At 67.6% G+C, this 26,455-nt stretch carries 28 protein-coding genes; 14 read left to right on the top strand and 14 right to left on the bottom strand.

Features of this window, described 5'->3' with window-relative positions; all coding sequences use genetic code 11:
• Positions 1-21: 21 nt before the first annotated feature.
• Positions 22-1,836: an asparagine synthase (glutamine-hydrolyzing) gene (gene asnB / locus IBX22_RS26770; RefSeq protein WP_194818459.1), complete on the bottom strand. Its 1,815-nt coding sequence runs from the start codon at positions 1,834-1,836 to the stop codon at positions 22-24.
• Positions 1,837-1,994: 158 nt separating this feature from the next.
• Here asnB and IBX22_RS26765 point away from each other — a divergent pair, with 158 nt between their 5' ends.
• Positions 1,995-3,215, top strand: a complete 1,221-nt coding sequence (locus IBX22_RS26765; protein ID WP_194818458.1) for a polyketide synthase — start codon at positions 1,995-1,997, stop codon at positions 3,213-3,215.
• 27 nt (positions 3,216-3,242) lie between these two features.
• On the opposite strand, the gene IBX22_RS26760 is transcribed toward IBX22_RS26765, so the two are convergent.
• The 11 genes from IBX22_RS26760 to IBX22_RS26710 all read right to left on the bottom strand — a co-directional run bounded on the left by IBX22_RS26760 (position 3,243) and on the right by IBX22_RS26710 (position 8,936).
• Entirely contained in the window at positions 3,243-4,037 is a 795-nt protein-coding gene (locus IBX22_RS26760) for a hypothetical protein (RefSeq protein WP_228539457.1), read from the bottom strand.
• Between the two features lie 226 nt (positions 4,038-4,263).
• Positions 4,264-4,824, bottom strand: coding sequence for a G/U mismatch-specific DNA glycosylase (mug, locus tag IBX22_RS26755; RefSeq protein WP_194818457.1), 561 nt, complete (start codon positions 4,822-4,824; stop codon positions 4,264-4,266).
• Between the two features lie 99 nt (positions 4,825-4,923).
• Positions 4,924-5,550 (bottom strand): alkaline shock response membrane anchor protein AmaP, encoded by a 627-nt coding sequence (locus tag IBX22_RS26750; RefSeq protein ID WP_228539455.1) that lies wholly within the window; start codon positions 5,548-5,550, stop codon positions 4,924-4,926.
• Positions 5,547-6,083, bottom strand: coding sequence for a DUF6286 domain-containing protein (locus IBX22_RS26745; protein WP_194818456.1), 537 nt, complete (start codon positions 6,081-6,083; stop codon positions 5,547-5,549). Before IBX22_RS26745 ends, IBX22_RS26750 begins: the two co-directional genes overlap by 4 nt.
• Positions 6,080-6,397 (bottom strand): Asp23/Gls24 family envelope stress response protein, encoded by a 318-nt coding sequence (locus IBX22_RS26740; RefSeq protein WP_194818455.1) that lies wholly within the window; start codon positions 6,395-6,397, stop codon positions 6,080-6,082. Before IBX22_RS26740 ends, IBX22_RS26745 begins: the two co-directional genes overlap by 4 nt.
• Positions 6,394-6,582 carry a hypothetical protein gene (locus IBX22_RS26735; RefSeq protein ID WP_019050519.1) on the bottom strand — a complete coding sequence of 63 codons (189 nt, stop codon included), beginning with the start codon at positions 6,580-6,582 and terminating at the stop codon, positions 6,394-6,396. The genes IBX22_RS26740 and IBX22_RS26735 overlap by 4 nt, the downstream gene beginning before the upstream one ends.
• A 1-nt stretch (position 6,583) precedes the next feature.
• Positions 6,584-7,051: an Asp23/Gls24 family envelope stress response protein gene (locus tag IBX22_RS26730; RefSeq protein ID WP_194818454.1), complete on the bottom strand. Its 468-nt coding sequence runs from the start codon at positions 7,049-7,051 to the stop codon at positions 6,584-6,586.
• 73 nt (positions 7,052-7,124) lie between these two features.
• Complete coding sequence (locus IBX22_RS26725) at positions 7,125-7,439, bottom strand: hypothetical protein (RefSeq protein ID WP_194818453.1); 315 nt, start codon at positions 7,437-7,439, stop codon at positions 7,125-7,127.
• The gene (locus IBX22_RS26720; protein ID WP_194818452.1) at positions 7,436-7,807 is read right to left on the bottom strand and encodes an Asp23/Gls24 family envelope stress response protein; all 372 of its coding nucleotides are present in this window, start codon (positions 7,805-7,807) and stop codon (positions 7,436-7,438) included. The genes IBX22_RS26725 and IBX22_RS26720 overlap by 4 nt, the downstream gene beginning before the upstream one ends.
• Entirely contained in the window at positions 7,804-8,379 is a 576-nt protein-coding gene (locus tag IBX22_RS26715; RefSeq protein ID WP_194818451.1) for an Asp23/Gls24 family envelope stress response protein, read from the bottom strand. Before IBX22_RS26715 ends, IBX22_RS26720 begins: the two co-directional genes overlap by 4 nt.
• Positions 8,370-8,936, bottom strand: coding sequence for an RNA polymerase sigma factor (locus IBX22_RS26710; protein ID WP_194818450.1), 567 nt, complete (start codon positions 8,934-8,936; stop codon positions 8,370-8,372). The genes IBX22_RS26715 and IBX22_RS26710 overlap by 10 nt, the downstream gene beginning before the upstream one ends.
• Positions 8,937-9,175: 239 nt before the next feature.
• Between IBX22_RS26710 and IBX22_RS26705 the strand changes: the two genes are divergently transcribed.
• The 3 genes from IBX22_RS26705 to IBX22_RS26695 all read left to right on the top strand — a co-directional run bounded on the left by IBX22_RS26705 (position 9,176) and on the right by IBX22_RS26695 (position 11,468).
• On the top strand, positions 9,176-10,381 hold the full coding sequence (locus IBX22_RS26705) for a glycoside hydrolase family 76 protein (RefSeq protein WP_194818449.1): 1,206 nt from the start codon (positions 9,176-9,178) through the stop codon (positions 10,379-10,381).
• A gap of 190 nt (positions 10,382-10,571) precedes the next feature.
• Entirely contained in the window at positions 10,572-10,940 is a 369-nt protein-coding gene (locus tag IBX22_RS26700; protein WP_194818448.1) for a hypothetical protein, read from the top strand.
• A gap of 102 nt (positions 10,941-11,042) precedes the next feature.
• A complete protein-coding gene (locus IBX22_RS26695; RefSeq protein ID WP_194818447.1) occupies positions 11,043-11,468 on the top strand; it encodes a hypothetical protein in 426 nt (141 codons plus the stop codon).
• A gap of 250 nt (positions 11,469-11,718) precedes the next feature.
• Here IBX22_RS26695 and IBX22_RS26690 read toward each other — a convergent pair whose 3' ends face one another.
• Positions 11,719-13,896 carry a malate synthase G gene (locus IBX22_RS26690; RefSeq protein WP_194818446.1) on the bottom strand — a complete coding sequence of 726 codons (2,178 nt, stop codon included), beginning with the start codon at positions 13,894-13,896 and terminating at the stop codon, positions 11,719-11,721.
• Between the two features lie 227 nt (positions 13,897-14,123).
• Here IBX22_RS26690 and IBX22_RS26685 point away from each other — a divergent pair, with 227 nt between their 5' ends.
• The 10 genes from IBX22_RS26685 to IBX22_RS26640 all read left to right on the top strand — a co-directional run bounded on the left by IBX22_RS26685 (position 14,124) and on the right by IBX22_RS26640 (position 23,486).
• The gene (locus tag IBX22_RS26685) at positions 14,124-14,873 is read left to right on the top strand and encodes an SDR family NAD(P)-dependent oxidoreductase (RefSeq protein ID WP_194818445.1); all 750 of its coding nucleotides are present in this window, start codon (positions 14,124-14,126) and stop codon (positions 14,871-14,873) included.
• A complete protein-coding gene (locus tag IBX22_RS26680) occupies positions 14,870-15,919 on the top strand; it encodes an alcohol dehydrogenase catalytic domain-containing protein (RefSeq protein WP_194818444.1) in 1,050 nt (349 codons plus the stop codon). The genes IBX22_RS26685 and IBX22_RS26680 overlap by 4 nt, the downstream gene beginning before the upstream one ends.
• A complete protein-coding gene (locus tag IBX22_RS26675; RefSeq protein WP_194818443.1) occupies positions 15,916-16,605 on the top strand; it encodes a TetR/AcrR family transcriptional regulator in 690 nt (229 codons plus the stop codon). The genes IBX22_RS26680 and IBX22_RS26675 overlap by 4 nt, the downstream gene beginning before the upstream one ends.
• 2 nt (positions 16,606-16,607) lie before the next feature.
• On the top strand, positions 16,608-17,897 hold the full coding sequence (locus tag IBX22_RS26670; RefSeq protein WP_194818442.1) for an acyl-CoA dehydrogenase family protein: 1,290 nt from the start codon (positions 16,608-16,610) through the stop codon (positions 17,895-17,897).
• 164 nt (positions 17,898-18,061) lie between these two features.
• Complete coding sequence (locus IBX22_RS26665; protein ID WP_194818441.1) at positions 18,062-19,198, top strand: acyl-CoA dehydrogenase family protein; 1,137 nt, start codon at positions 18,062-18,064, stop codon at positions 19,196-19,198.
• Between the two features lie 79 nt (positions 19,199-19,277).
• Positions 19,278-19,817: a DM13 domain-containing protein gene (locus tag IBX22_RS26660; protein WP_194818440.1), complete on the top strand. Its 540-nt coding sequence runs from the start codon at positions 19,278-19,280 to the stop codon at positions 19,815-19,817.
• Between the two features lie 337 nt (positions 19,818-20,154).
• Positions 20,155-20,700 carry an HNH endonuclease gene (locus tag IBX22_RS26655; protein WP_194818439.1) on the top strand — a complete coding sequence of 182 codons (546 nt, stop codon included), beginning with the start codon at positions 20,155-20,157 and terminating at the stop codon, positions 20,698-20,700.
• An 18-nt stretch (positions 20,701-20,718) separates the two neighbouring features.
• A complete protein-coding gene (locus IBX22_RS26650; protein ID WP_194818438.1) occupies positions 20,719-21,006 on the top strand; it encodes a WhiB family transcriptional regulator in 288 nt (95 codons plus the stop codon).
• A 123-nt stretch (positions 21,007-21,129) separates the two neighbouring features.
• Positions 21,130-22,800, top strand: a complete 1,671-nt coding sequence (locus tag IBX22_RS26645; protein ID WP_194818437.1) for a VWA domain-containing protein — start codon at positions 21,130-21,132, stop codon at positions 22,798-22,800.
• Between the two features lie 98 nt (positions 22,801-22,898).
• Positions 22,899-23,486: a TetR/AcrR family transcriptional regulator gene (locus tag IBX22_RS26640; protein WP_194818436.1), complete on the top strand. Its 588-nt coding sequence runs from the start codon at positions 22,899-22,901 to the stop codon at positions 23,484-23,486.
• An 83-nt stretch (positions 23,487-23,569) separates the two neighbouring features.
• Here IBX22_RS26640 and gcvP read toward each other — a convergent pair whose 3' ends face one another.
• Complete coding sequence (gcvP, locus tag IBX22_RS26635; protein WP_194818435.1) at positions 23,570-26,410, bottom strand: aminomethyl-transferring glycine dehydrogenase; 2,841 nt, start codon at positions 26,408-26,410, stop codon at positions 23,570-23,572.
• Positions 26,411-26,455 lie beyond the last annotated feature (45 nt).

Below are 26,455 nucleotides of genomic sequence, written 5' to 3'. Positions count from 1 at the left end.
TAGTCCCGGGTATTTTGGAGACTAAGCCAGGTGCCGGAGCCAGATGTCGAAGTTGAGGGCGAAGTCGATGCCGGAGCGGGTGGCTCGATCGTCGAGCGGTCGTTGCAGGCGCTCCCGTAAACGGGTGCGGTCGAGGTAATCCCAGACCGGGGCCGCGGGTTCGGCGAGTAGGTCGGCGGCCTGTTCGCGCAGGGCACGGTCATAAGCGGGGTCGTGGGTGATCGGGTAAGGAGCCTTCGTGCGGCCGCTGACGCTGGGCGGCAGCAAACTGGTGACAGCGGCGCGCAGCAGCGACTTCTCGCGGCCGTCGAAAGTCTGCTGGCGCCAAGGGATGTTGAAGGCGTACTCGACCAGGCGGTGGTCGCAGAACGGCACCCGCACTTCCAGGCCGACGGCCATCGACAAGCGGTCCTTGCGGTCGAGCAGGTCCGGAAGCCAGCGCGTGTAATGCAGCCAGAAGATCTCACGCATGCGGCGCGCGTCCGCGGATTCGCCGGGGAGCACGGGTATTTCGGCGAGCGCTTGCTGATAGTGGGCGTAACGATGTGCAGTCAGATCGAGCTCGGCGGCGACGTCGTCGCGCAGCAGCGCCCGGTAGGCGCCGCTGCGGCCCGCGAAGTACCGCCACGGATAGTCGGGCCGCGCGATCGTTTGCGGATCGTGGAACCAGGAGTATCCGCCGAAGACTTCGTCGGCGCACTCACCGGACACTGCGACGGTCACATGTTCGCGCACCGCGGCGAACAACAGGTAGAGCGAGGAATCCATGTCGCCGGCGGCGGGCAGATCACGGGCGGCAACGACCGCGCTGCGCAGCGCGGGGTCGGTGAGGGCGGTGGCGTCGAGCACGATGTCGCGATGGTCGAAACCGCAGTGGGCGACCATATCGCGCACATAGGGTGCGTCGGGCGTGGTGCGCAGCGCATCGGGTGTGAAATCGGTTGTGTTCCCGGCGAAATCGACCGAAAACGTCGACAGCGCGGCGCCGGTCGGGTGCAGTGTGCGTTGAGCCAGCGCGGTGAGCGCGCTGGAATCCAATCCACCCGATAGCAGCGCGCCGAGAGGGACGTCGGCGCGCAGGTGGCTGGTGGTGATGTCGTCCAAGAGGTCGCTGATGGTTCCGATAGTGGCGGATAGGTCGTCGGTATGCGGGGCGGATTCCAGTTGCCAGTAACGGTGTTCGCGAACACCTCGCGGGTCGGCGATCAAAACGGTGCCGGGCCGCACCTCCTGGATGCCGTGCAGCAAGGTCCGGCCGGGGGTGCGGACGCACGAGAGGAAGTCGCGCAGCCCATCGGTATCGATCGCGGGGACCGAGCCCGGGGTGAGCAAGGCCTTGGGTTCGGAACCGAAACGCACACCGCTGCCGTGCATTTGGTAGCACAGCGGTTTGATGCCGAGGCGGTCGCGGACCAGCAGCAGGCGGCGGCTGGCGACATCCCAGTAGGCGAAGGCGAACATGCCGTGCAGTCGGTGGACCGCGTCCAGGCCCCATTCGAGGCAGGCGTGCAGTACCACCTCGGTGTCGGTGCCAGTGGTGAACTTGTGCCCAAGTAACTCCAGTGTGCCGCGCAGCTCGGCGTAGTTGAACACCTCACCGGTGTAAGCCAGCGCCGCGAGGGTGCGGTCGGCGTCGTCGGTGGCGATCATGGGCTGGTGACCGCGCTCGGGGTCGAGCACGGCGAGACGGCGATGCGCCAGTGCGGCATGGGAATCGGCCCAGGTGCCGTGCCCGTCGGGGCCGCGACGAGACTGCGTCCGGGCCATGGCTGCCACCACTCGTTCGCCGTCGCGCACCAGGGCGCAGGGATCCACCCAGCCTGCGATACCGCACATTTCGGACACCTTTTCTGTTGCGGGAGAGGGAAGTACGGTTCACGGCCACGCCGACCAGCATCAGGTGTCAATCAATTGCGATAGGGCTCGGCTATCTTACGAGTGATCTTGTAAGGACGATCACTCTGTCGATCCCGTGTCGAGAAACGGATGGGTGCATGAGTTTCAGCGAACCGATCGCGATTGTCGGGATGGGCTGCCGATTTCCTGGCGCCGCCGACCATCGACAACTGTGGGAGCTGCTGTGTGCGGGCACCGACGCCTTGGCCGGCGGCGAATCACCGGACGGCACCGCCGATTTCGTGCCCGGGGACTTTCACCTCACCGACCGCGAGAACGCCGCTCTCGATCCCCAGCACAAGGTGTTGCTGCTCACCGCTCGCGATGCGTTGCGCGATGCCGGGCTCGACGAGAACCATGTCGCCGGGCAATCCATCGGGATCTTCATGGGGCAGAGCACCGCCGAGCACTGGGACACCCGCGCCCTCGATCGCCCCGCGGACATGTACGCCATCGCCGGCGCAGCTGCCCGCAGCATGGCCTCGGGGCGCATCGGTTACGCCTGGGATCTGCGCGGCCCGTGCGCGACAGTGGATGCTGCCTGTTCATCGGGGACGCTGGCGGTGCATCTGGCCTGCCAGGCGCTGCGCACCGGTGAATGCGACACCGCGCTCGCGGGCGGGGTCAGTCTGGTCCTGGGTACCGATCACACCGACGGCTACGCCGCGGCCGGCATGCTCTCCCGCACCGGCCGTTGCCGTTTCGGCAGTGCGGATGCCGACGGTTTCGTGCGCAGTGACGGCGCAGCGGTCCTCGTCCTCAAACCTCTCACCTACGCCCGCCGCGACGGCGACCACATCCACGCGCTCATTCATGGCAGCGCCCAAGCGAGCAAAGGCCGAACCGCCAAGGCCGTGATCGCGCCTTCGGTCGAGGGTTACCTCCAAGTCATCGAACGTGCCTGCGCCACAGCTGGTCTGACTCCGGATCTACTCGGCTACATCGAGGCGCACGGCAACGCCGCCCCGGCCGGTGACCACCTCGAACTGCAAGCCATCGGCACCGCGATCGGCCGCTTGCGAGCACCCGGCCAGCCCTGCCTGGTCGGATCCGTCAAATCCAACCTCGGGCACCCCGAGGCTGCGGGAGGACTGGCCGGCCTGATCAAAACCGCACTCGCACTGCAGCATCGGCACATCCCGGCGACTCTGCACTGCGACCGGCCAACCTCGGCGGTGGACTGGTCCGGACTGGGTATCGCCCCCGTTCGCACCAGCATCGACTGGCCCTACCCTGGCCCCCTCTACGCCGGAGTCAACACCTATGGCCTGTCCGGCACCTTCGTTCATCTCGCACTCGGAGCCGCGGAGCAACCGTAACCCGGTCGGGTGCTGAGCTGGATTGTTTCAGCGTGTCTGATCCGCTCGGCTGGTCGACCACAGCCGGTCCATCGTCTCGTGCGACACCGGCGGACAGGCCACATCGCGGCTGCTCGCATATCCCATGTTGACGATCTTGCGGATACCGGAGCTGATCGGGGCGACACGGTGCAGCGTGGTGTCGGTGCGCATCAGATACAAATCCCCTGGCGCCAAGTCGATCCGGTGCACCGGACCGCGCTCGAGGAAGTCATCGATGCGCGGATCGTTCCTGTCCCACAACGTCTTCGGCACGCATTCGACAAACCCGCCGCTGTCGGCGTGCGGCGTGTCGATCACCCAGACCAGCGCGAAACTGTAGTCGTCCCAATGCCAGCCGTGGGTGTCTCCGTCGCGCTCGAGGCAGGTGATCAAAAACTGCTCGGGCTCATATGGGCAACGCAGCACCGGCTCGCCCGCGACGGCGGAGAGCACCGCCAACAGTGCCGGATCGCCGTAGAGGCGGGGAATGAACGGGGCTCGGGCCGCGATCGCCTCGCGAGTGACATTGCGCATTCGTCGCGGCGTGAAACCCGTTTCGGCGAAGGCAAGTTCGCGCCGGACACCTTCGGCGGCAATGAGGTCATCGACCTCGTCGGCGACGATCCGCTTCACTCCGGGCGGAACCAGTTCGGGGAGCTTCACGTGCCCGTCCGCGCTGAATACGCGGCAGACGGCCTCGATCCGGTCCGGCGACCACACCCTGGTGACATGGCCACGCAGCTCGCCCAGGGCAGCAGAAATATCGGCGTCCTTGCTCTCTCCCGCAACCGTGGCAGTCAATCGTGGCCCCTCTCCCTCGATGTAATCACCGCCATTCCCAACTACCGGCTCGTGGCAGACCGATTCGGCGACAGATCCCTGATTCAACCACCGCCGTTCCGTCACCAGTAGCGAAATGCTCTGAACGACAAGCTAACTCGGTGCGAATTCGGATCGTGCATGCGGGCCGCACCCGCCGAGCTCGCCACTGGACTCTGCTTCAGGGGTGTGAAAACACTCTGATCACTCAGGCTTCGACCACCTCGCGCAGCGCGCCAAATTCCGAGGCGAGGGCGTCGAGGGTGTAGTGGGCGTTGAGCCCGCTGGGGTTGGGCAGAACCCACACCGCGGTAGCACCGATCCGCTCGGGTTGGGGACCGATTGTGGTGCGTGGACGACCGAAGGCCGTGCGGTAGGCGCCGATCCCGAGTACGGCCAGCACCCGAGGCCGATACTGCTCGACCCGTTCAACCAGGGCGCGGCCGCCGGCGCGCAGTTCGTCGGCGGTCAGCTGGTCGGCTTTGGCTGTCGTGCGCGTGGCCACGTTCGTGATTCCCAAGCCCAGCCCGAGCAGTTCTTGGTGTTCGTCGGGCCGCAGCAGGCGCGGCGTGAAACCGGACCGATGCAGTGCCGGCCAGAACCGATTTCCCGGACGAGCAAAGTGATATCCGGTGGCCCCGGACCACAGACCTGGATTGATTCCGCAGAACAGCACACGCAAGTCGGGGCCGATCACATCGGGAACAGTCTTGTCCGGCGCCGCGGCCAAATCTGCGGGCGACGGCCGAGGTGATGAACCAGAACCCATTCCCTCAGTTTGCCGGGTGCCCGGCCGACCCTCTGCCGCAGGGCTCGGCGACCCGACCGAGGTCCTCCCCCGCGAGACGTCTACGGGTTCTCCAGAGCATCACCGCCGCGAGCGCTCGACAAGCCGTCGCGAAGTCTTGGCTCGGGGTTCGACCACGCCCCCGCGTTCAGAACCCCGGCCCGCAATGCGGAACTCGACCGTCACGGGGACGACAGCGAGGTCGAGCGCCGTCCGCAACCGGGCGACGGCATGTCCGAGGATCTGCTCGCGCAGGGCGGGCAGATCAGCCGCGGGGTCGACGTCGACCAGCAGATGCAGGTCGGGTCCGAGCGCGCTGCCCGAGAGCCGGGCTGTCACGGACCGGACTCCCGCATAGGTCTCGATATCGGCCGCCACCGCAGCCGCGGCGATGTCGGAACCGAGGACGGTCCGGCCCTGGTCGCTGGTGTCGCCGAGCTGCCATCGGGTGGGCTTGGGCAGCCGGATGAACTGTGCCGCCAGCCACCGCAGCGCGAGCAGAGCGAGCACCACCGCACCAGCGATCACCAGGTTGAAGACCAGCCGCGGCGGTTCCTCGGTACCCGGGACCAGCGGCGATCCGGCTGCGGTACCGAGGGCACCGAAGTGCGCGGCGATCAGCAGCCCGCCGCCCACGATGCACAGCAGGCCGAGCAGACCCAGCACGCTGCGATTGAGCCGGGCGGGCCGATTGGCGGTGGCACTCATCGGGCACCTCCCTGGTCGATCGTGCGCAGGCTGGTGCGCAGCAGCGGAACGGTGGCCGGTTTGATGCGGTCCAGCCGGTCGGCGACGGCGAGGCCGACCTCCTGCGCGGTCTGTTCAACGGTGTGGCGGGTGTGACCCTTGACGTGAATCTTCTTGTTGCGCAGCGCGACTCGGGGCTTGTCCAAACCGTCGACGCGACCCGCCGCCTCGGCGAGCGCATGCCGCAGACTGCGGCGGGCGATCCCCGCGTCGATGCCGTCACCGGGTTCGAGCGCGAGCACGACCGGCTTTCCGGGCAGGGCCGCCGCCGCGAGCAGGGCAAGCCCGAGCACGGTGACGATGATGCCCGCCGCCAGCACCCACACACTGCCCCACGTGGTGTCGTGCAGCCGGGTGGCGATGCTGTCGTAGGAGACCCACTCCCGAGTTCCGGTGAGCCGCTGGATCAGTGATACCGCGACGAGTACGGCAGCGGCGCAAAGCAATACCGCGACGATGACCGCCGGGACGACCCGGCGTGGCAGACGTGTCATCGGACCCTCCTCTCGGGTGGCGCGGGCACCATCGCCGAGACTTCGATATCGACCCGGGGAACGGTGAGGCCGGTCAACTCTTCGGTACGGGCGATCAGATGCGCGCGACATTCGTCGGCGACCCGCCCGACCGGCAGCGGGTAGCGGATCGGAAGCCGGACATACAGGGTCGCGCCGGCTCCGACGACCTGCGCGTCCACCTGTACCCGCGGCTCGACTCCGGCCACCTCGGCGGCGGCTCGCTCGGCGATCCGGCGTACCGCGCGCTCGCCGATCGTGGTGGTGCCGGGCAGGTGGACGGCGGCGGTGGTCACCGCCTGCCCCGGTCCTGCGCCGAACGCAGCAGCCCGGACAGGTCGACCTCGCCATCGAGCCAGCGCCCGATGAGCAGGCCGAGGCCACCGAAGATCAACACGACAGCGAAGGCGCCCAGTCCGCCGAAGGCGGCGGCGAATCCGAGGGACAAGCCCATGACGAGGCAGATCGTGGTGGCGTTCATGTCACTGCACCCGGTCGCGAGTCGGCTGCTGTTCCTCGGAGTCGTCCTCGATGTAGACGTCGTTGACGTTGATGTTGACCTCCACGACCTCGAGCGCGGTCATCTGCTCGATCGCTGTGATCACGTTGCGGCGCACCGCGGCGGCTAGCTCGGCGATGGCGACGCCGTATTCGACGACGAGCTCGAGGTCGACCGCGGCCTGCTTCTCGCCGACCTCGACCGACACGCCCTGGCCGACACTCGAGGACGCGCCCGGAATCCGGTCGCGCAGTGCGCCGATCGCGCGCGCGGTGCCGCCACCGAGGTCGTGCACGCCGCGGACCTCACGCGCGGCCATCCCGGCGATCTTCTGCACGACGGCGTCGGCGATCGTGGTGGTGCCCTGGTCGGTCACCAGGGCGCTGGGGCGTTTGGCCCCGTCGCCGCTCTTCGCCACGGTCTTGGTGTTCTCGGTGGTGCTGCTGGACATGATGCCTCCCAATTGTCTTGTGCTACAAGGGTTGACGAACTGTCATAGGTAGGACACCGCGGTCGGCGAATCGTCACGGGCCGGGAGAGTGATCTGGATCGCTGCCGAACGCGTCGGCGTGCAGGTCCACCACATGGATTCGCAATGCCGTACTCGCCCAGGCGCTTCCGGCGAGCGCCGGCCGCACGGCCGCGTCCAGCTTCTCGACCAACGGCGGCAGCGGCAGCGTGGTGGCGACCACCCGGATCTCCACCGTCTCGCCGAGGTCGACGGCGGCGCGGCCCGACAGCCAGCGATTGTTCTGCAGACCCATCGGCACCGCGGGGTCCGCGCCGTCGATGGTGCCGATCGCCGCGACGATCCGGTCGGTCAGGTCGTCGGTGCTCACGGCCGCCCCGTTTCTATATCGACTACGTACACCCGGACCGAGTCGACCTCGGCGCCGGTGGCTTCGGTGACCGCCTCGGCCACGGCCCGCTGGACCGCCCGGCCCACCTCGGCGACATTTCCCGAGGCCGAAAGCGCCAGATTGATTTGGATATCGACTACGCCCCCCGCTCGCCGCACCCGGACACCCGCCGACGGGGCGGGTTCCTGACCGCTCCACAGCTGCCGCCCGGAGCGGACGAGCTGACCGACCAGTCCGAGCACACCCGGTTCGAGCCGAGCCACGCCCGGCACCCGGGCGGCCGCCCTGGCAGCCACGCCGGCGATCACGGGCTCCCCGACGACCAGCTCGGCTGCCGGGACGGTCATTGCCGCTCCTCGTAGAGGTCGACCACCGTGATGTCGAGCGTGCCCAATCGAACTCCGATGCGGGCGTTCGTGGCGGCGCGCGCCCGCTCGCGGACTGCCGTCACCAGCGTGTCGATGGTGTGCTCACCGTTGCGCACGGCGATGGTCATCTCGACCGCGATCGTCTGCTCGCCGTCGTCGTCGGGTTCGCTGCTGCGCACCCGGCAACCGCGGGCGCGCACGCCGTCGACCGTGTCGGCGGCGAATCGCAGGACTGTGGCCACGGCCTGTTCGCTGACGTGGATCGCGCCGGGCAACGGCGTGTCCACCGTGACAGTCCGGCTGCGGCGCACATCGGCGCGCACGGCGGACATGATCCGGCCGAACAGATCGGGGGGCGGCGGATCCGGTTCGTCGATCAACTCCCGGGTGGCGTTGCGCAGGGTCAGCAGGCTTTCCCGGGCCGCGGGGCAGTGCGGGCAGGACACATCGTGGTCGTCGCCGTCGAGGTCGTCGAGTCGCTCCCACACCTCTTCCAGACCGCGTCCGCACGGAAGCAGGTAGTCGTTGTCGGTGCTCTGGGTCACCGCCATGGCTGCATCACCTCTGCCAGTTGGGCTCGGGCGCGCGCAATCCGCCCGCGCACCGCTGTGCTGTTGGCGCCGACGATCTCGGCGATCTCGTCATAGGAGCGGCCGTGCACTTCGCGCAGCAGCCAGCAGGCGCGCTGTTCGGGTGTCAGCTGCTGTAGCGCCTCGGTGAGCGCGGACATCTGGCTGCTCATTTCGGTCGCGTGCTCGGGCCTGGTGTCGGCGTGTGGTGACGCCGTCGTGTCGGGATCCACGTCGGCGGGGAGCCGGCGGGCGCGCAAGACGTTGAGACACCGGTTGGTCGTCGCCCGATAGAGCCACCCGGCGAACGCCGCATCGTCCTGCAGTCGGCCGATCGTGCGCCACGCCTTCAGGAACACCTCCTGGGTCACGTCCTCGGCCTCGGCGCGATCGGCCAGCATCTTGGCGGCCAACCGGAACATCGGTCCTTGGTAGCGCAGCACCAGCTGCTCGTATGCCCGGACATCGCCGTCACGCGACCGGCCGACCAGGGTCGCGTCATCCAACGTTGCCTCGGGTGCGGGCGACGTCGTGGTCACACCGGCACCTCCTCCGCTGCTCCTGTGTAGGACACCGCTGCGTAGAGATTCGTCACGGCAAACTATCAGTGATCGTCGTCTCATTCGCTCTCAGCGCGCTTTGGGGTGTCGCGGAGCAGGCCACCCCGGCGACTGACCAGGGCCGTGCTTGCGCGGGGAGCGACTCGTCCGAAGGGGTCGAGATAGGATGTAGCGAACGGTTTCCGGCTCCGATGAGCGTTGCGAGGGAGGCTGCGCGGATGGATCGCCGTAATGAGGTGATCAGTCGGCGCAGTGTGTTGCTGGCGGCCGGTGCTTCGGTCGCACAGACAGCGATGGCACGGCCGGCGCAGGCGGTGACGGTCACGCGGGATGTGCGCGGCGGGCCCGAGCAGCCGGTGCAGCGAGCGGCGCTGGCCGAGGAAGCGGTCGTGCGGCGCCATCTGCGCGCGCCGCTGGGTGAGCCGGGGGCGCGGCTGGGGCTGCTCGCCTGGCCCGCGACCTTGGTAGACCATTTGTTCCTGCGATGGTGTTATTGGTGGCAAGCGCACCTGCTGGACTGTGCGGTGGATGCCGCGTCCCGCGCTCGCACTCCGGATCGGATAGCGCAGGTTCGCGGTGTGGCACAGGGCATCCGGCTCCGGAATATCACCGGCTGGACCAACCGGTACTTCGACGATATGGGGTGGCTGGCGCTGGCGCTGGAACGGTCCGACCGGCAACTCGATGTCCAGTTCGGCGCCGCCCTCGACGATCTCCGGTCCGCCCTGGTCGACGGCTGGAACCCGATGGTCGGGGCCGTCCCCTGGCGGGCCGGCGACGACTACTACAACACACCGGCAATCGGTCCGACCGCCCTCGCCATGGCGCGGCTGGGCGAATTGTCCCGTGCCCGGCAGCTTTCCGATTTCCTGCACACTCGACTACGCGACCCGCAGAGTGGCCTGATCCTCGACGGGGTCCACGAACCCGGCGGGCATCTGGACCGAACCGTGCACACCTACAGTCAGGGCGTGACCATCGGTCTGGAAACCGAACTCGCCACCCGCACAGGCGAATCGAAGCATCGCGACCGCGCAGCCGCACTCATCGCCGCCACCGGGGAGCGGCTGACGAACGCCGGGGTGATCGCCGCCGCGGGCGCCGACGACTCCGGGCTGTTCATGGGGATCCTCGCCCGGTACCTGGCCGAGGCCGCCCTGTCTTTGGGCGACACCACCGCCGCCGCCATCGTGCACGCTTCGGCGCGGGCGGCCTGGAACAATCGCGCCGAGGTTGCCGGGTTACCGCTGTTCGGCGTGGACTGGGCCCGCCCGATCACGACGGCGGCGCACACCGCCGACTTTCACCGACCCCCGCGTACGTCGGTCGCCGCGCCGGCGAACCTGAGCCGCGATCTCTCGGTACAGCTCAGTGGCTGGATGCTCCTGGAAGCCGATTACCGGCTCGCCGCCGCTGGACTCTGAGCTCGAAGGGCCGTGGCCCGCAAGGCGATAAAGCGGCCCCGCGCCGGATGTCACCGATGCGGGGCCTCCCCCCTCCACCCGATGTCTCGATACGACCAATCCCGTCCAGGGTTGTCCACATTAACCGGGTCACCACCGCAAACCACGGGATTCTGGGTGCGCCTCGCATCCCAGTAGTTGGAGTTCGACCATGACTGCGACCCGTCCCCGCCTGAAGCCGATGAGGAACACCGCACTAGGTGCCGTTGCGACCGTCGCCGCCCTTGCCTTTGCAACCCTGTTCGCCACGCCGGCACATGCCCATGCCACCAGCACGTTTCATGGCCAGGACAAGGCATGGATCAACGTCACCCACGCCGACATCTGGGTGTCGGACGGTGAGTGCGACGCCAACCACGTCTACGCCCAATTCGACACAGACTTCACACGCGACCGCAAGGTCCATGCCAATGGTTGCCGGGGCGAGTCAGGCCACTCCCACCAGGGCGTCGTCGATCGCATCATCCGCTTCCGCGTCTGCGAAGCGAGCGTTGGCTGCTCTCCATACAAGAACGCCTGACCGCTGGTCGCGACCGATGACCGGGAGCTCGCGCGAACGCTAATGCAACAGGTTGACCATTCCCGCGCAGGTGACGGAAGGGTTGCACCAAAGCCTACGTGTGTGCTCAGCAACACCGGCGACAACAATCTGAGATCCTGCACCACCTCTCACCAGGTGCAGGTGAGCTATCGCGGGTCCACCACGTGGCTCGATGTCGGCTACGGCACCTACCGCGCCGCGGGCCACGGCCGAGCCGTCGAACTGCGATTGTGGGAGGACGCCGTGGCACAGATCGCTATTGGTGGACATACCGAGAACCTCCCTACGCCCAGCGATCAGGCGATGAGCTGGCGGCTGATGCTCATTTGGGTCCTCGCCGGGATCGGGATCTGGGCGGCGCTCAGCGGGCGGCCCCGACGCCTGCTCGCCAACTGCGGATGGCTGATCCTGGCCCTGGGATCCAGCCTGAAAGACTGGATCGGACCGATCATCTTCTTCCTCGTCAGCCTCTGGTTTACACGCCACTTCCTGACAATGTTCTCCTGAACGCCCAAGCACGAATCGTGGCCCACCAAGCAACGATTCGAGCAGTATTCCCACCGAGGACCAGCGCAACTGTCGCGGACGCTGGCTGCCCCATGCCGTGTGTGACCGTTTTTGTGACCGTTTTGAGCGTGACGGGCCGGTATTTCGGGTGATCTCCGGTGATGAAGGAGGCCCCGCACCGGGTTCACCGATGCGGGGCCTCGAGTCGAAAAGAGCTGCTAGGAGCTACTTTTCAATCACTGAACATCACTCACTTGCAGGCTGCCTTCGCCTCACGCCGACGCCGGTGCAGGATCGGCTCGGTGTAACCGTTGGGCTGCTTGGTGCCTTCCAGCACCAGTTCCTTGGCCGCCTGGAACGCGATGCTGCCCGCGAAGTCCGGGGACAGCGGGCGGTAGTTCGCGTCGCCGGCGTTCTGCTTGTCGACGACCGGGGCCATGCGCTGCAGGCTGGCGATGACCTCGTCTTCGGTAACGACGCCGTGGCGCAGCCAGTTGGCGACCAGTTGGCTGGAGATGCGCAGGGTGGCGCGGTCTTCCATGAGGCCGACGTCGCGGATGTCGGGGACCTTGGAGCAGCCGACGCCCTGGTCGATCCAGCGCACCACGTAGCCGAGGATGCCCTGGGAGTTGTTGTCCAGCTCCTGCTGCTTCTCCTCGGCGGTCCAGTTGGTGTCCTGGGCGAGCGGGATTTCCAGGATCTGGTCGACGGTGGCGCGGGGGCCGGCCTTGGCCAGCTGCGCCTGCTGCTTGAAGACGTCCACCTGGTGGTAGTGGGTGGCGTGCAGGGTGGCGGCGGTCGGCGAGGGGACCCAGGCGGTGTTGGCGCCGGCCTTGGGGTGGCCGATCTTCTGGACGAGCATGTCGGCCATCAGGTCGGGCATGGCCCACATGCCCTTGCCGATCTGCGCCTTGCCGGGCAGGCCGGTGGCCAGGCCGGTGTCGACGTTCCAGTCCTCGTAGGACGTAATCCACTGCTGCGACTTCATTTCGGCCTTGCGGACCATCGGCCCGGCCTCCATGGAGGTGTGGATCTCGTCGCCGGTGCGGTCCAGGAAGCCGGTGTTGATGAACACCACGCGCTCGGACGCGGCGTTGATGCACGCCTTCAGGTTCACCGTGGTGCGGCGTTCCTCGTCCATGATGCCGACCTTGAGGGTGTTGGCCGGGACGCCGATGACCTCTTCGATGCGGCCGAACAGCTCGTTGGTGAAGGCGACCTCGTCGGGGCCGTGCATCTTCGGCTTCACGATGTAGACCGAGCCGGTGCGGGTGTTCTTCAGCTCGGTGTCGCCGTTGAGGGCGTGCTTGGCGATCAGCGAGGTGATCAGGCCGTCCATGATGCCCTCGGGGACCTCGTTGCCTGCGGCGTCGATGATCGCGTCGGAGGTCATCAGGTGGCCCACGTTGCGCACGAACAGCAGCGAACGGCCGTGCAGCACCAGCTCGGAACCGTCCAGCGCGGTGTAGACGCGGTCCGGGTTCATGGTGCGGGTGAAGGTCTTGCCGCCCTTGGCGACTTCCTCGGAGAGGTTGCCCTTCATCAGGCCGAGCCAGTTGCGGTAACAGACCGTCTTGTCCTCGGCGTCGACCGCGGCGACCGAGTCCTCGAAGTCCATGATCGTGGTGATCGCGGACTCCAGCACGATGTCCTTGACGCCGGCGGTGTCGGTGGATCCGATCGGCGATTCCGGATCGATCTGGATCTCGATGTGCAGGCCGTTGTGCTTCAGCAGGATCGAGGTGGGGTTGGCCGGATCACCGAGGTAGCCGACGAGCAGCGACGGATCGGCCAGGCCGATGGTGGTGCCGTCTTCCAGGCCGACCTCGAGCTCGTCGTCGACGATGGTGTAGCTGGTGGAGCCCAGGTGCGAGCTGGTGATCAGGGTGGCGACGTCGTCGAGGAAGTTGCGGCCCCACTCGATGACCTTGTCGCCGCGCACCTTGTTGTAGCCGGTGCCCTTCTCCGCGCCGTTGTCCTCGGAGATGGCGTCGGTGCCGTAGAGCGCGTCGTAGAGCGAACCCCAGCGCGCGTTGGCGGCGTTGATCGCGAAGCGCGCGTTCATCACCGGCACCACCAGCTGCGGACCGGCCTGCACGGCGATCTCGTCGTCCACGTTCTGGGTGGAGATCTGGAAATCGGCGAGCTCGGGGCGCAGGTAGCCGATCTCGGTCAGGAAGGTCTTGTAGGCAGCCTTGTCGTAGCCGGTGCCCGGGTTCGCGGCGTGCCACGCGTCGAGCTTGGCCTGGATCTCGTCGCGCTCGGCCAGCAGGGCGCGGTTGCGCGGGGCGAGATCGTTGATGACCTGCTCGGCGCCCGCCCAGAACGCCGCGGAATCTACGCCGGTGCCGGGAAGCGCCTCGTTCTCGACGAAATCGTGGAGAACACTGGCCACCTGCAGGCCACCGACCTGAATCCGCTCTGTCATCTCATGCCTCACTTGTCGAGAAGAACCGGTTTAAATAAGACGCTCGTAATGTTACCCGTCGGTAGACGCTGGTCCGCGCGTCGGGTCAACACAAAGTGCACGCAATCTGTTCCGGGTGATGTCCGGCTGCGGCCAGGGGGATGACGGCGGTCGGCCGGTCAACCTCTTGATTCTAACCCGTGCCCGATTTAATGTACTGATCGGAACATTAGTGCTCGGGAGGTCGGATGCCGGAACAACCACTGCTGGATCAAGTCGTGCTGGTCACCGGCGGCAGCCGGGGGCTGGGGCGGGAGATGGTGCTGGCCTGCGCCGCGGCGGGCGCGCATGTGGTCATCGCCAGCCGCAAGCTCGACGGCTGTATCGCGCTGGCCGAGGAGGTCAAGGCCACCTACGGGCGGCGGGCGCTGCCGCTCGCCTGCAATGTCAGCGACTGGGAGCAGTGCGGCGAGCTCGTCGAGGCGGCGTACGCGGAGTTCAGTCAGGTCGACGTGCTGATCAACAACGCGGGCATGTCGCTGCTGTATCCGAGTTTGACCGAGGTCACCGAGGCGATGTTCGACAAGATCATCGGCGTGAATCTCAAAGGGCCGTTCCGGCTTTCGGCGTTGGTCGGGTCACGGATGGCGGCCGGTGCGGGTGGGCGGATCGTCAACATCACCTCGATCGAGGCCACCCACCCGGAGCCGATGGCCGTGCCGTACGCGGCAGCCAAGGCGGCGCTGAACAACTTGACCGCAGGGCTCGCGCAGACCTACGGACCGAAGGTGCGGGTCAACGCTATTCAGTGCGGGCCGTTCGCCACCGATATCTCCCAGGCCTGGACCGAGGAGATGGTTGCCTACATGAGCGGCCACAACGCACTGGGCCGGATCGGCCAGCCCGCCGATATCGTCGGCGCGGCTATGTATTTCGCGACCGAGGCGTCCGCGTTCTGCACCGGCTCCACGCTCGCACTCGATGGAGGATGGCGATGAAGGCGCTCACTTACGAAGGCCCGCAGCAGATCTCGCTGAGCGAGGTCGCGGATCCGACACTGCCCGGGCCCGACGGCGCGATCGTGCGAGTCACCGCGGCCGGGATCTGCGGTAGCGATCTCCACATTTATGGCGGGCACGGTTTCGTCCAGGGCACGGGCTACGGCGTCGGGCACGAAGCGGCGGGCGAGATCGTCGAAATCGGGCCGGAGGCACACGGATTCAAGGTGGGCGACCGGGTTCTGGTGCCTGCTTCCGCCGGTTGCGATCGGTGCCGGAATTGCCGTCAGGGCTTGGTCGCCGCGTGCGAGCGGCATCCCCTCCCGGTGGATGCCTGCTACGGGCTGGGCGGTGCGCTGCCGGGCGCGCAGGCGCAGTACCTCGCGGTGCCGCACGCGACCGGAAACCTTGTGCGCCTGCCCGATTCGGTCAGCGACGAGGCCGCCATCGTGCTCACCGACAACGCGCCCACCGCCTGGTACGGCGCGCGGCGGGCCCGGATCGCACCCGGCGACCATGTCGTGGTGATCGGGCTGGGCCCGGTCGGCCTGATGGCGGTGCAGTCGGCGTTCGCGATGGGGGCCGCGCGGGTGCTCGGTGTGGATCTGGTCGCCGAACGACGGGCGCGCGCCGCCGAACTCGGAGCCGAGCCGGTCGAATCCGACGATCCCAAGACCGCCATTCGCGAGATGCTCGACGGCGGTGCGGAAGTCGCGATCGAAGCGGTCGGGGCGGACGCGACCATCAAGCTGGCGATGAGCGCGGTCCGGCCGCGTGGACGGGTCAGCGTGATCGGCGTCAGCCAGAATACGGCCTACCCGGTGAATATGCCGCTGGCGCAGATCAAAGAGCTCGAATTCCATATCGGACTGTGCTCGATCCAATACGAGCTGCCGGCGTTGCTCCGGCTAACCGCCGCGGGGCGGCTGCGGCCCGAAGTCGCTGTCACACATCGGATGCCGATGTCGGACGGCGCGGCGGCCTACAAGATGTTCGCCGACCGGGCCGACGGCGTCAGCAAGATCGTCCTGGATCCGTGGCAATGACCGCGGCAGCGCGCAACGACGCCGGCGATCCGAAGCAGTCCGGCCGCCTCGCCGCGGCGGCAACCAACGCACCCGCGCGCCGCCGAGGCCGCCCGCCCGCCGCCGCGAGTACTGCCGGTGATACCCGTGCGCGTATCGTCCGCGCTGCCGTCGAGCTGTTCGCCGACAAGGGTTTTCACGGCACCGGCGTCGCCGAGATCGGCGATCGCGCCGACGTGCAACGGGGCGCGCTGTACTACCACATCGGCTCGAAGGAGGAGCTGCTGTGGGAGATCCTGCGCGATTACATTCAGCTCATGCGCGAAGATGCCGAGCGGATCGCCGCCAGCGGCCATGATCCGATCGCGAAGCTGCACAGGCTGATTCACAGCTACGTCGGGTTGATCATCGCGCACCGGCGCGAGGTCGCGATCCAGCTGCGCGATGTGACCGCGCTGACCGGTGAGCGCGCCGTGCAACTGCAAGACCTGCGCGACGACGTGCAGGACTGCTGGCAGCGGGTGATCGACGACGGGCACGCGGCCGGGCTGCTGCGCACCGCCGACCACGTCATCACAAACAGCCTGCTCGGCATGTTGAACATGGTGACCGTCTGGTACCGCCCGGACGGCAACCACTCCCCCGGCGAAATCGCCGACCTGCTCGCCGAAACCTTCCTCGACGGCATCACCACTACGAAAGGCTGATCATGGCTTGGGATTTCGACACCGATCCGGAATACCAGAAGAAGCTGGACTGGGTCGCGGAGTTCGTCAAAGCCGAGGTGGAACCCCTCGACCTGATCTACCCCGAACCCTACGACCGGAAGAACCCGGAGATCCGGGTGCTCATGCGGCCCTTGCAGGAGAAGGTGAAAGAGCAGGGCCTGTGGGCCTGCCACCTCGGCCCTGAACTCGGCGGTCCCGGCTACGGCCAGGTGAAACTCGCGCTGCTCAACGAGGTGATCGGCACCTCGAAGTGGGCCCCGCTGGTATTCGGCTGTCAGGCACCGGATTCCGGCAACGCCGAGATCCTCGCCCACTTCGGCACCCCCGAGCAGAAGGCGAAATACCTGCAGCCCTTGCTCGATGGCGAGATCGGGTCCTGCTACGTCATGACCGAACCCACCGGCGGCTCGGACCCGACGGCGTTCAAGACCCGCGCGGTGCGCGACGGTGACGAATGGGTCATCAACGGCGAGAAGTGGTTCAACTCGGCCGCCGAATTCGCCTCCTTCCACATCGTCATGGTGGTGACCGATCCGGAGGCCGACCCGCACCAGCGGCTGTCGATGTTCATCGTCCCCGCCGACACCCCCGGCCTGGAGATCGTCCGGAACTTCACCGTGCCCGGCTTCTCCGACAAGGAAGGCCACCTGCGCTTCACCGATGTCCGCGTCCCCGCCGACGCGCTGCTCGGCACGGAAGGTCTCGGCTTCATCGTCGCCCAGACCCGCCTCGGCGGCGGCCGCGTCCATCACGCCATGCGCACGGTCGCCATGGTGCGCAAGGCTTTCGACATGATGTGTGAGCGCGCGGTCTCGCGCCACATGCGCAAGGGCGTGCTCGGCGGCCTGCAGATGACGCAGGAGAAGATCGCCGAAGCCTGGATCGAAATGGAGCAGTTCCGCCTGCTGGTGCTGCGCACCGCCTGGCGCATCGACAAGGAGCAGGACTACCGCAAGGTCCGCCACGATATCGCCGCCATCAAGGTCGCGATGCCGAAGGTCATGCACGACATCGCCCAGCGCGCCATGCACCTGCACGGCGCCATCGGCGTCAGCACCGACCTGCCGTTCGTCGACATGATGAACTACGCCCAGGTCATGGCGATCGCCGACGGCCCCACCGAGGTCCACAAGATCACCCTGGCCAAGGAGGTCCTCAAGACCTATGCGCCGGGCGACCCGGTCTACCCCTCCGGCTACCGCCCCGCCCTGCGCGAAGCGGCCCGCGAACTCGTGGCGCAACGCCTGGAACACACCGTCGGCAACCTCTGATCAGTGGCCGTAGACCACTGCTCGGCGGCGCGGGTGCCGAGCAGAAGGCTATGGGCACAGTGCGTTTCGGGCAGGGTGGGCGCATAGGCCACCCTGGGGGTGAATCTGGTGCGGGGCGGTCGCGGCGGTGAACTGACGCGACCGCCCGTCCGTAGCACTCGGGCATGACAACAACTACTGCTGATTCCCGGACCGCCACCGACTGGGTCACCCTCGCTCGTTCGGTGGGCGAGACACTGCGCACCGAGGTCGCCGACCGCGATCGCAGCGGCGAGATCAATGCCGCGGCCTTCGAGCAGCTGCGTGAAACCGGGCTTTCCGCCGCACTGGTGCCGGTGGAGCTCGGTGGCGGCGGGGCAACGCACGCCGAAATGGGCGCGGCGCTGCGGGAATTGGGTCGCCACGATCCTTCCACCGCGGTCGCTTTCGCGATGCATTCGCATCTGGTCGCGACGCAGGTGTGGCGGCACAACCATGGGCAGGACGCGTCCGCCGTGTTCGGGAAGGTGGCGGCCGGGGCGATTCTGGTGAGCACCGGCGCTTCGGATTGGGTCGGCTCCAACGGGCGCGCGGTCCGGGTGGACGGTGGTTATCGGGTGCATGCCCGTAAGGCTCCGGCCAGTGGTTGTGAGGTCGGTACCGTGCTGGTGACCAGCTTCCGCTGGGACGACGCACCCGGCGGTGCGCAGGCGTTGCACTGTGCGATCCCGCTGTCCGCGCCCGGTGTCCGGATCGAAAAGACTTGGAACACCTTGGGTTTGCGCGCGAGTGGCTCGCACACCGTGGTGCTCGAGGATGTCTTCGTACCGGACGCCGCGATCTCCCTGGCCCGCCCGGCCGATGTCTGGCCGCCGCTGCTCAATGTCGTGATCGGGGCGGCGCTGCCATTGGTCATGGCCGCCTATCTCGGGATCGCCGACAGTGCGGTCGAACTCGCCACCAGGCTGGCGCACGGACGCACCGACGCGCACGTCTACCAGCTCGCCGGCGAGATGATGAACGCCTACACCACCGCCGGGGACACGATCGAGGCGATGTTCAACGGCTCAGAGAATCTCCGCTTCGCCAACACCGACGACTACGCCGCGCGCACCCTCAGCCGCAAAACCGTCGCCGCCGACAAGTTGATCGAGACCGTGCGCCTGGCCATCGAAACCGTGGGCGGTCTGGGCTATTCCCGGACCTGCGCACTGGAGATGTACTACCGCGATATCCATGGCGGCCAGTTCCATCCGCTGCCGCGGGCCAAGCAGCTCCAGTTCACCGGGCGGGTGGTGCTCGGCCAGAGTCCGCTGGGCTGAGCCGCCCTCTTGGGCGTGTCCGGCCCCGGCGCGGTTGAATGGTCGGACAATGGTCGGGGCCGAGTCCCGGGAGGATGAGATGGCATTCGCGAGGAGCACACCTCGAAAGAAGAAGATCGCCCTTACCGTGGCGGCCGCGCTCGTCCTGGCGCTGGGGGCCGGTCTGGCCTTCTTCCAGCCCTGGAAGCTGGTCACCGACACCACGGTGAACGAGGCCCAACCCACCGCCGTCTTCGGGCCCGACCCGTACGCCGCGCCGCGGATGCCGTGGCCGCTGTCCAGCGGCCGCTTCATCTCCCATGAGCACACCACGTCAGGCAGCCTGGTGATCCTGAAACTGCCCGACGGCAGCCATGTGCTGCGCCTGGACGATCTCGACACCTCCGACGGCCCCGACCTGCACGTCTGGCTCACCGACGCGCCGGTCATCGACGGCCGCGACGGCTGGGGCGTCTTCGACGACGGCGCGCACCTCGACCTGGGCAAGCTGAAAGGCAACAAGGGCAGCCAGAACTACACCATCCCCGCCGACGCCGACCTGTCGAAGTACACCAGCGTCTCCATCTGGTGCGACCGGTTCAACGTCTCCTTCGGCGCCGCGACGCTGGAAAAGGCCTGATCTACAACAGAATTGAAGACAGCACCCACCGGTCGGAAAAAATGAGCCGACAACGGTGGGTGCTGTGTGCCACCATGGAATCAGACGATGATCACCCCGATTCGCGGGGTGATCTTTTGGACTATCGAGGAAGGAGGAGACGGCCTGTGCAACCGCACGAGATGAAGAATTCGCAGAATATGCCCGAGATCGGCGGATACGGACAGCGGATCAGCGATCCGCAGCCCGTCCTCCTCCTGGCCGGTCGCTAGACCCGCCCGTCACTCCGCCACTAGGTCCTTCGCGACCGGCGTACTCCACGAATTCGTCCAACTCTTCACGAAACATGGTGAGCCCCATGCCATTCCGCCGTGCCACCGATTCGGTGGTGTTGACCGCAGACAATTGGATACACACCCCGGTACTGGTTTTGAACGCCTCCTTCGAGGCGCTCGACGAGATCAGCGCCGACCGTGCCGTGGTGCTGCTGATGAGCGGGGCCGCCGAATCGATCGCCGACCGCGAACCGCACTTCCCGATCCGCTCCAAGGAGTTGGAAATACCACTCCCGGAAACGATTCGGCTGAACCGATACGTCTTCATCGAACACGCCGCGCGGGTGCACGACGAAAGCCGCGCCACCCTGCCCGGCGTGCTGCGCCGCGACAACCACCGGTGCGGCTACTGCGCCGCCTGGGCCCGCACCGTGGACCACATCCGGCCGCGCAGCCGGGGTGGCCCGAACACCTGGAGCAACCTGATCGCCTGCTGCGCTCCGTGCAATTCGGCCAAGGCCGACCGCACGCCGGAGGAAGCGGGCATGCGGCTGCTGTGGGTACCGAAGGCGCCGAACCACCTGGCCAAGCGCCAACGTCAGATCTGGAAGACCCTGGCCACCGCCTGAGAGAAAGGAGCAAGGACCATGACCGTCCGAACCGAGCTGAGACGTGCCGTCGGCGACGTCACCGAACCGACCCTGGCGGACCTGCTCCCACTCTCGGACACCCGGGACTGGCATCGGGCCGCCTGCCGCGGCGACTCGAACCACGACGCCTGGTTCCCGTACCCGTCGGAGGACTTCGAGTACGCGCGCGGTATCTGCGCCGGCTGCCCCATCCGTCAGGCCTGTGGTGAATTCGCCGCCGAGACCGGGCAATCCGGTGTCTGGGGCGGGCACGAGTTCGACCGCGGCCGCATGATCCGCGAGTGATGGGGCACTCGCAGCGGCACGGGATGCTTTGATGCAGCTACTGCATGAAAGCATCCCGTGTACCGCTCGCATTTCGCCTGACCGGTCGCCCGGTAAACCGGACGTGACCATAGACTGTCCGCCGTGGGCACTCATCGCAGCGGAGCCAGATCCCGGGGCGTCAGCAAAGGTCCGGTTATCGCAGTGGTGGCCGTGTTGTTGCTGGCCGGGGCGGTTTTCGCGTGGTTTCAGCTAAGTGACAGAGCCGCGCAGGAGAACACTGCCGCGGCTTCGGAGTGCGTCGAGGGCGACGCGACACTGTTCGTCACCGTCGATCCGGATATCGAGGCGCCGGTGCGAGCCGTCGCCGACAAGTACAACGCGTCCAAGCCGCAGGTGCGTGATCACTGCGCGAAAGTAGTGGTGACCGCGCGGCCTTCGGCTGACATGGTGGCCGGGCTGACCGCGGGCGGCGCCTGGAACGGCGTGCTCGGGCCGCAGCCCGCGCTCTGGATTCCGAGCTCCTCGCGGTCCGTCGAGGCCGCGCGCGTGCCCGGCCTGATCGAGGGCGACCCGACGCCGATCGCGGCCAGCCCGATCGTGCTCGCCGTCCCCGAAGAACTACGTCAGGCGCTCGACAAGGCGCAGACCACCTGGGCGGATCTGCCTCGCCTGCAACAGGGTTCGCTCAGCGCGATCGGCGTGCCGAACTGGGCTGGGCTGAAGCTGGCGCTGCCCGCCGGGGACGCCACCCTGGCCGTCGCCACCGCTGTCGCCGCGGCGACCTCGGGCACCGACCCGCTCACGGAGCAGGCCGCGCAAACCGGGCAGGTCGTCTCCGCTGTCTCCGGGATCGCCGCGGGAGCACCCGACGCCGACACCACGACCGCGCTGACCACGATCGCCGCGCCGCAACCCGCGAAGGCCGCGATCCACGCGGTCCCCGCCACCGAACAGCAGGTGCAGGCCCACGGTGGCGCCGCGATCTTCCGCCCGATCGGTTCCGCGCCGGTGGCCGACCATCCGGCCGCGATGATGTCGGGCCAGTGGGTCGATCAAACCCAGAATCTCATTGCCAGCGTGTTCGCCGAATATCTGCGCGCCCCCGAACAGGCACAGTTCTTCACTACCGCCGGGTTCACCACCGCCCCGCCCGCGACCGGTCCCGGTGCATCCCGGGCCGCGCTGGAGAAGGTGCGCGCCACCCTCGACAACCCCGTGCTCGGCGTGCAATCCACCGTTCTGCTCGACACCTCGTCCTCCATGTCGACCATCGACGGCTCGGCCACCCGCCTGGCCACCGTGATCGGCGCGCTGAAGTCGACCATGAACGTGATGCCGCCCGATTTCGGTCTCGGCGTCTGGGCTTTCGCGAAGAACCTCGACGGAACCACCCCGTATGACGTGCTGACCCCGACCAAAGCGCTAACCGACGACCACCGCACCGCCGTCCTCACCGAACTCGACGACGTCGAGGCCGCCGAATCCCGCACCGACCAGGCCTACCCGACCCTGCTGGCGGCCTACCGCAACGCCGTCACCAATTACGTGGCGGGCAAGAGTAATTCGATCCTGCTCGTCACCGACGGCCCCGACGACGATTCCACGATCACCGGCCAGAAGCTGCTCGCCGACCTCACCGCCGCCATCGACAAATCGAAGCCGGTGCGCATCAACATCATCGTCATCGGCGGCGCGGGCACGCAAACCTTGCAGGCACTGGCCCAGCAAACCGGGGGCACCTACACCAAACTCGCCACCTCCAACGACCTCAGCTTCGGGACCGCGATGGTGCAGGCACTTACGACACCGTAACCCCCGGCTTCGATGGCCCGCGACCGGGAAGCGACAATTGCCACGAACGAGGGATCGAACCTTCGGATTGTGTTCAGATTTTCGAGCGGGAGTTGTTTGTGGAGACCCAGCGCCGTCCTGGTGGCCGTAGTGCTCGCGTCCGGGACGCGGTCCGGCAGGCGACGCTGGTGGAAGTGACCCAGCGCGGCTATCAAGGTCTGACGGTCGAGAATGTGGCCAAGCGCTCGGGCGTGCACAAGACCTCGATCTATCGCCGCTGGGGCAGCCCGGAGGGGTTGGTCGCCGACGCCTTACAGCTGGCCGCCACCGAACCCATCCCGATCCCCGACACCGGCAACATTGTCGACGACCTGCGCGCCCTCGCCGAAGCGGTCCGCGCCGGTTTCGCCAGCCCACAGGGCGGGGCGATCGGGTGCGCGTTCATCCTCGCGGGCATGCAGAATCCCGCCGCGGCTACGGCGCTGCACTCTTTCATCGCCGCGCGGCGTCGGCAAGCCCTGGTGATCGTCGACCGCGCGGTGGAGCGCGGCGAACTATCCGAGAGCGTCGACGGCGAGGAACTGATCCGCTTCGCGCTCGCGCCGATCTACTACCGGATCTTCGTGACCCACGAACCGCCGACCAAAGAGGACGCGGTCAAGTCCGCCGACGCCGCCTTGGCGGCCGCGCGCGCCGGAGTGCTCTGAGCGGAACGATTCCGCAATACGCTCAGATCGCAACGGGGCAACGCAAATGGCCCACCCTGACTTGCCAGGGCGGGCCATTTCACTCAGTCCTCGTAGTCTTCCATCGGCGGGCACGAGCACACCAGGTTGCGGTCACCGTAGGCGCCGTCGATGCGGCGCACGGACGGCCACACCTTCGCGCGCGCGTGGCCGACACCGCGCGGGTACACCGCGGTCTCCCGGCTGTACGGGTGATCCCATTCGCCCACAAGGCATTCCGCCGTATGCGGCGCGCCGCGCAGCGGGTTGTCCTCGACCGGCCACACCCCGGACCCGACCTGATCGATCTCACCCCGGATCGCGATCATGGCATCGCAGAACGCGTCGATCTCCTCGAGGTTCTCCGACTCGGTCGGCTCCACCATCAGCGTGCCCGCCACCGGGAAGCTCATGGTCGGCGCGTGGAAACCGTAGTCGGCCAACCGCTTCGCCACATCGTCGACGGTGACGCCGGTGCGCTTGGTGATCTCACGCAGGTCCAGGATGCACTCGTGCGCGACCATGCCGTTGTCGCCGGTGTAGAGCACCGGGAAGTGCTCATCGAGGCGCTTGGCGATGTAGTTGGCCGAGGCGATGGCGGTGAGGGTGGCGCGGCGCAGGCCGTCGGCGCCCATCATCCGGATGTAGGCCCAGGTGATGGGAAGGATTGAGGCGGAACCGAATTCGGCCGCCGACACCGCGTGCGAACCGGCCTCCAAGGGATTGCCGGGCAGGTACTTGGCGAGGTGTTCGCGCACCGCGACCGGGCCCACGCCGGGGCCGCCGCCACCGTGCGGGATGCAGAAGGTCTTGTGCAGGTTCAGGTGGCTGACATCGCCGCCGAACTTACCCGGACGGGCAAGGCCGACAAGAGCATTCAGGTTCGCGCCATCGACGTAGACCTGACCGCCCGCCTCGTGCACCAGGGCGCACAGTTCGGCGACCTCGTGCTCGTACACGCCGTGCGTGGACGGATAGGTGATCATGATGCAGGCCAGCCGCTCGGCGTGGTCGGCGATCTTGGCGCGCAGGTCGTCGAGGTCGATATCGCCGTTCTCGCGGCACTTCACGACCTCCACCCGCATCCCGACCATGGCGGCCGAGGCGGCGTTGGTGCCGTGCGCGCTGGACGGGATCAGGCAGGTATCGCGGTGGGTGTCACCACGATCCAGGTGGTAGCGGCGGATGGCGAGCAGGCCCGCGTACTCGCCCTGGCTACCGGCGTTGGGCTGCAACGAGACTCGGTCGTATCCGGTGACATCGCAGAGCCAGCCCTCCAGATCCGCGATCAGCTTGCGCAGGCCGGGGGCGTCTTCGACCGGCGCGTACGGGTGCACGCGGCTGAAGCCGGGCCAGGTGATGGGCTCCATCTCGGCGGTGGCGTTGAGCTTCATGGTGCACGAGCCGAGCGGAATCATGCTGCGGTCCAAGGCGATATCCTTGTCGGACAGCGAGCGCAGGTACCGCAGCATGGCGGTCTCGGTGTGGTGGCGGGTGAACGCCGGCGCGGTCAGGAACTCCGAGGTGCGGTTCTCGATGTGCGGGCGCGGCTTGCCGTGGAACAGCGCGCCTTCCGGCCCGACCGGGACCTCCGCGCCGAAGCAGTCCAGCACGGCGACCACATGACCGTCGGTGGTCACCTCGTCGCAGGCGATGGCGACGTGATCGGCGTCGACCAGGCGCAAGTTGATGCCCGCGCCCTTCGCCTTGGCCACGATGGTCTCCGCACCGGCCGGCACCTTCACCAGCACGGTGTCGAAGAAGCTCTGATGCACGACCGCGTCGCCGAGCCCGGCGGCCAGCCACTGGGCGTGCCCGTGCACGCGGCGCGCGATGTTCCGCAGTCCTTCCGGACCGTGGTAGGAGGCGTACATGGCGGCCACGATGGCCAGCAGCACCTGGGCGGTGCAGATGTTCGAGGTCGCCTTCTCGCGGCGAATGTGCTGCTCACGGGTCTGCAGCGCGAGCCGGTAGGCGGTGTTGCCGTCGGCGTCGACCGAGACGCCCACCAGGCGGCCCGGCAGCTGCCGCGCGTGCGCCGAATGCACCGCGAGGTAACCGGCGTGCGGCCCGCCGAAACCGAGCGGCACACCGAAACGCTGTGTGGTGCCGAAACAGACGTCCGCGCCCTGCTCGCCGGGCGGGGTGATCAGCGTCATCGCGAGCAGGTCCGCACCGACAGCGACCAGCGCACCCCGCTCGTGTGCGGCATCGATTACGGGCTTGGCGTCGATGATTCGCCCCGAGGCGGCCGGCTGCTGCAACAGCACACCGAAGAACTCGCCTTCGGGCAGCACGCCTCCGGCGAGATCGGCTTCGACGATCTCGATGCCGAGCGGCTCGGCCCGGGTCTCGAGCACGGTCCGGGTCTGCGGGAACAGATCGGTGTCGACCAGCAGCCGCACCGACTTGGACTTGCGGTTGGCCCGCTGCAACAGCGTCATGGCCTCGGCCGCCGCGGTCGCCTCGTCCAGCATGGACGCGTTGGCGACCTCCATGCCGGTCAGCTCCGACACCATGGTCTGGAAGTTGAGCAGCGCCTCCAGGCGGCCTTGCGAGATCTCCGGCTGGTACGGGGTGTAAGCGGTGTACCAGGCCGGGTTCTCGAGCAGGTTGCGCACCAGCACCGGCGGGGTGAGCGTGTCGTAGTAGCCGAGCCCGATCATGGTGGTGGCCACGGTGTTCGAATGCGCGAGCGCGGCCAGCTCGGCCAGCGCCTCGTGCTCGGAGACGGCCGGCGGCAACGCGTCCAGGCCATTGGTGGCGATCTCGTCGAGGATACTCGCGGGCACGGCGCGACCGGCCAGTTCGTCCAGCGAGCCCACGCCGACGACGGGCAGGATCTTGGCGAGCTCGCCCTGGTCAGGACCGATATGACGGTCGGCGAAGGTACGGGTCGGAATCACGGCGGCTCCAAGGTCGGGGCGGGTCGACGGGTGCGGTCGACAAGG

Source organism: Nocardia sp. XZ_19_385, from assembly GCF_015355755.1.
GTDB lineage: Bacteria > Actinomycetota > Actinomycetes > Mycobacteriales > Mycobacteriaceae > Nocardia.
Note: the sequence above shows the minus strand (reverse complement) of the source record. Positions and strands in the feature narration are given on the sequence as shown.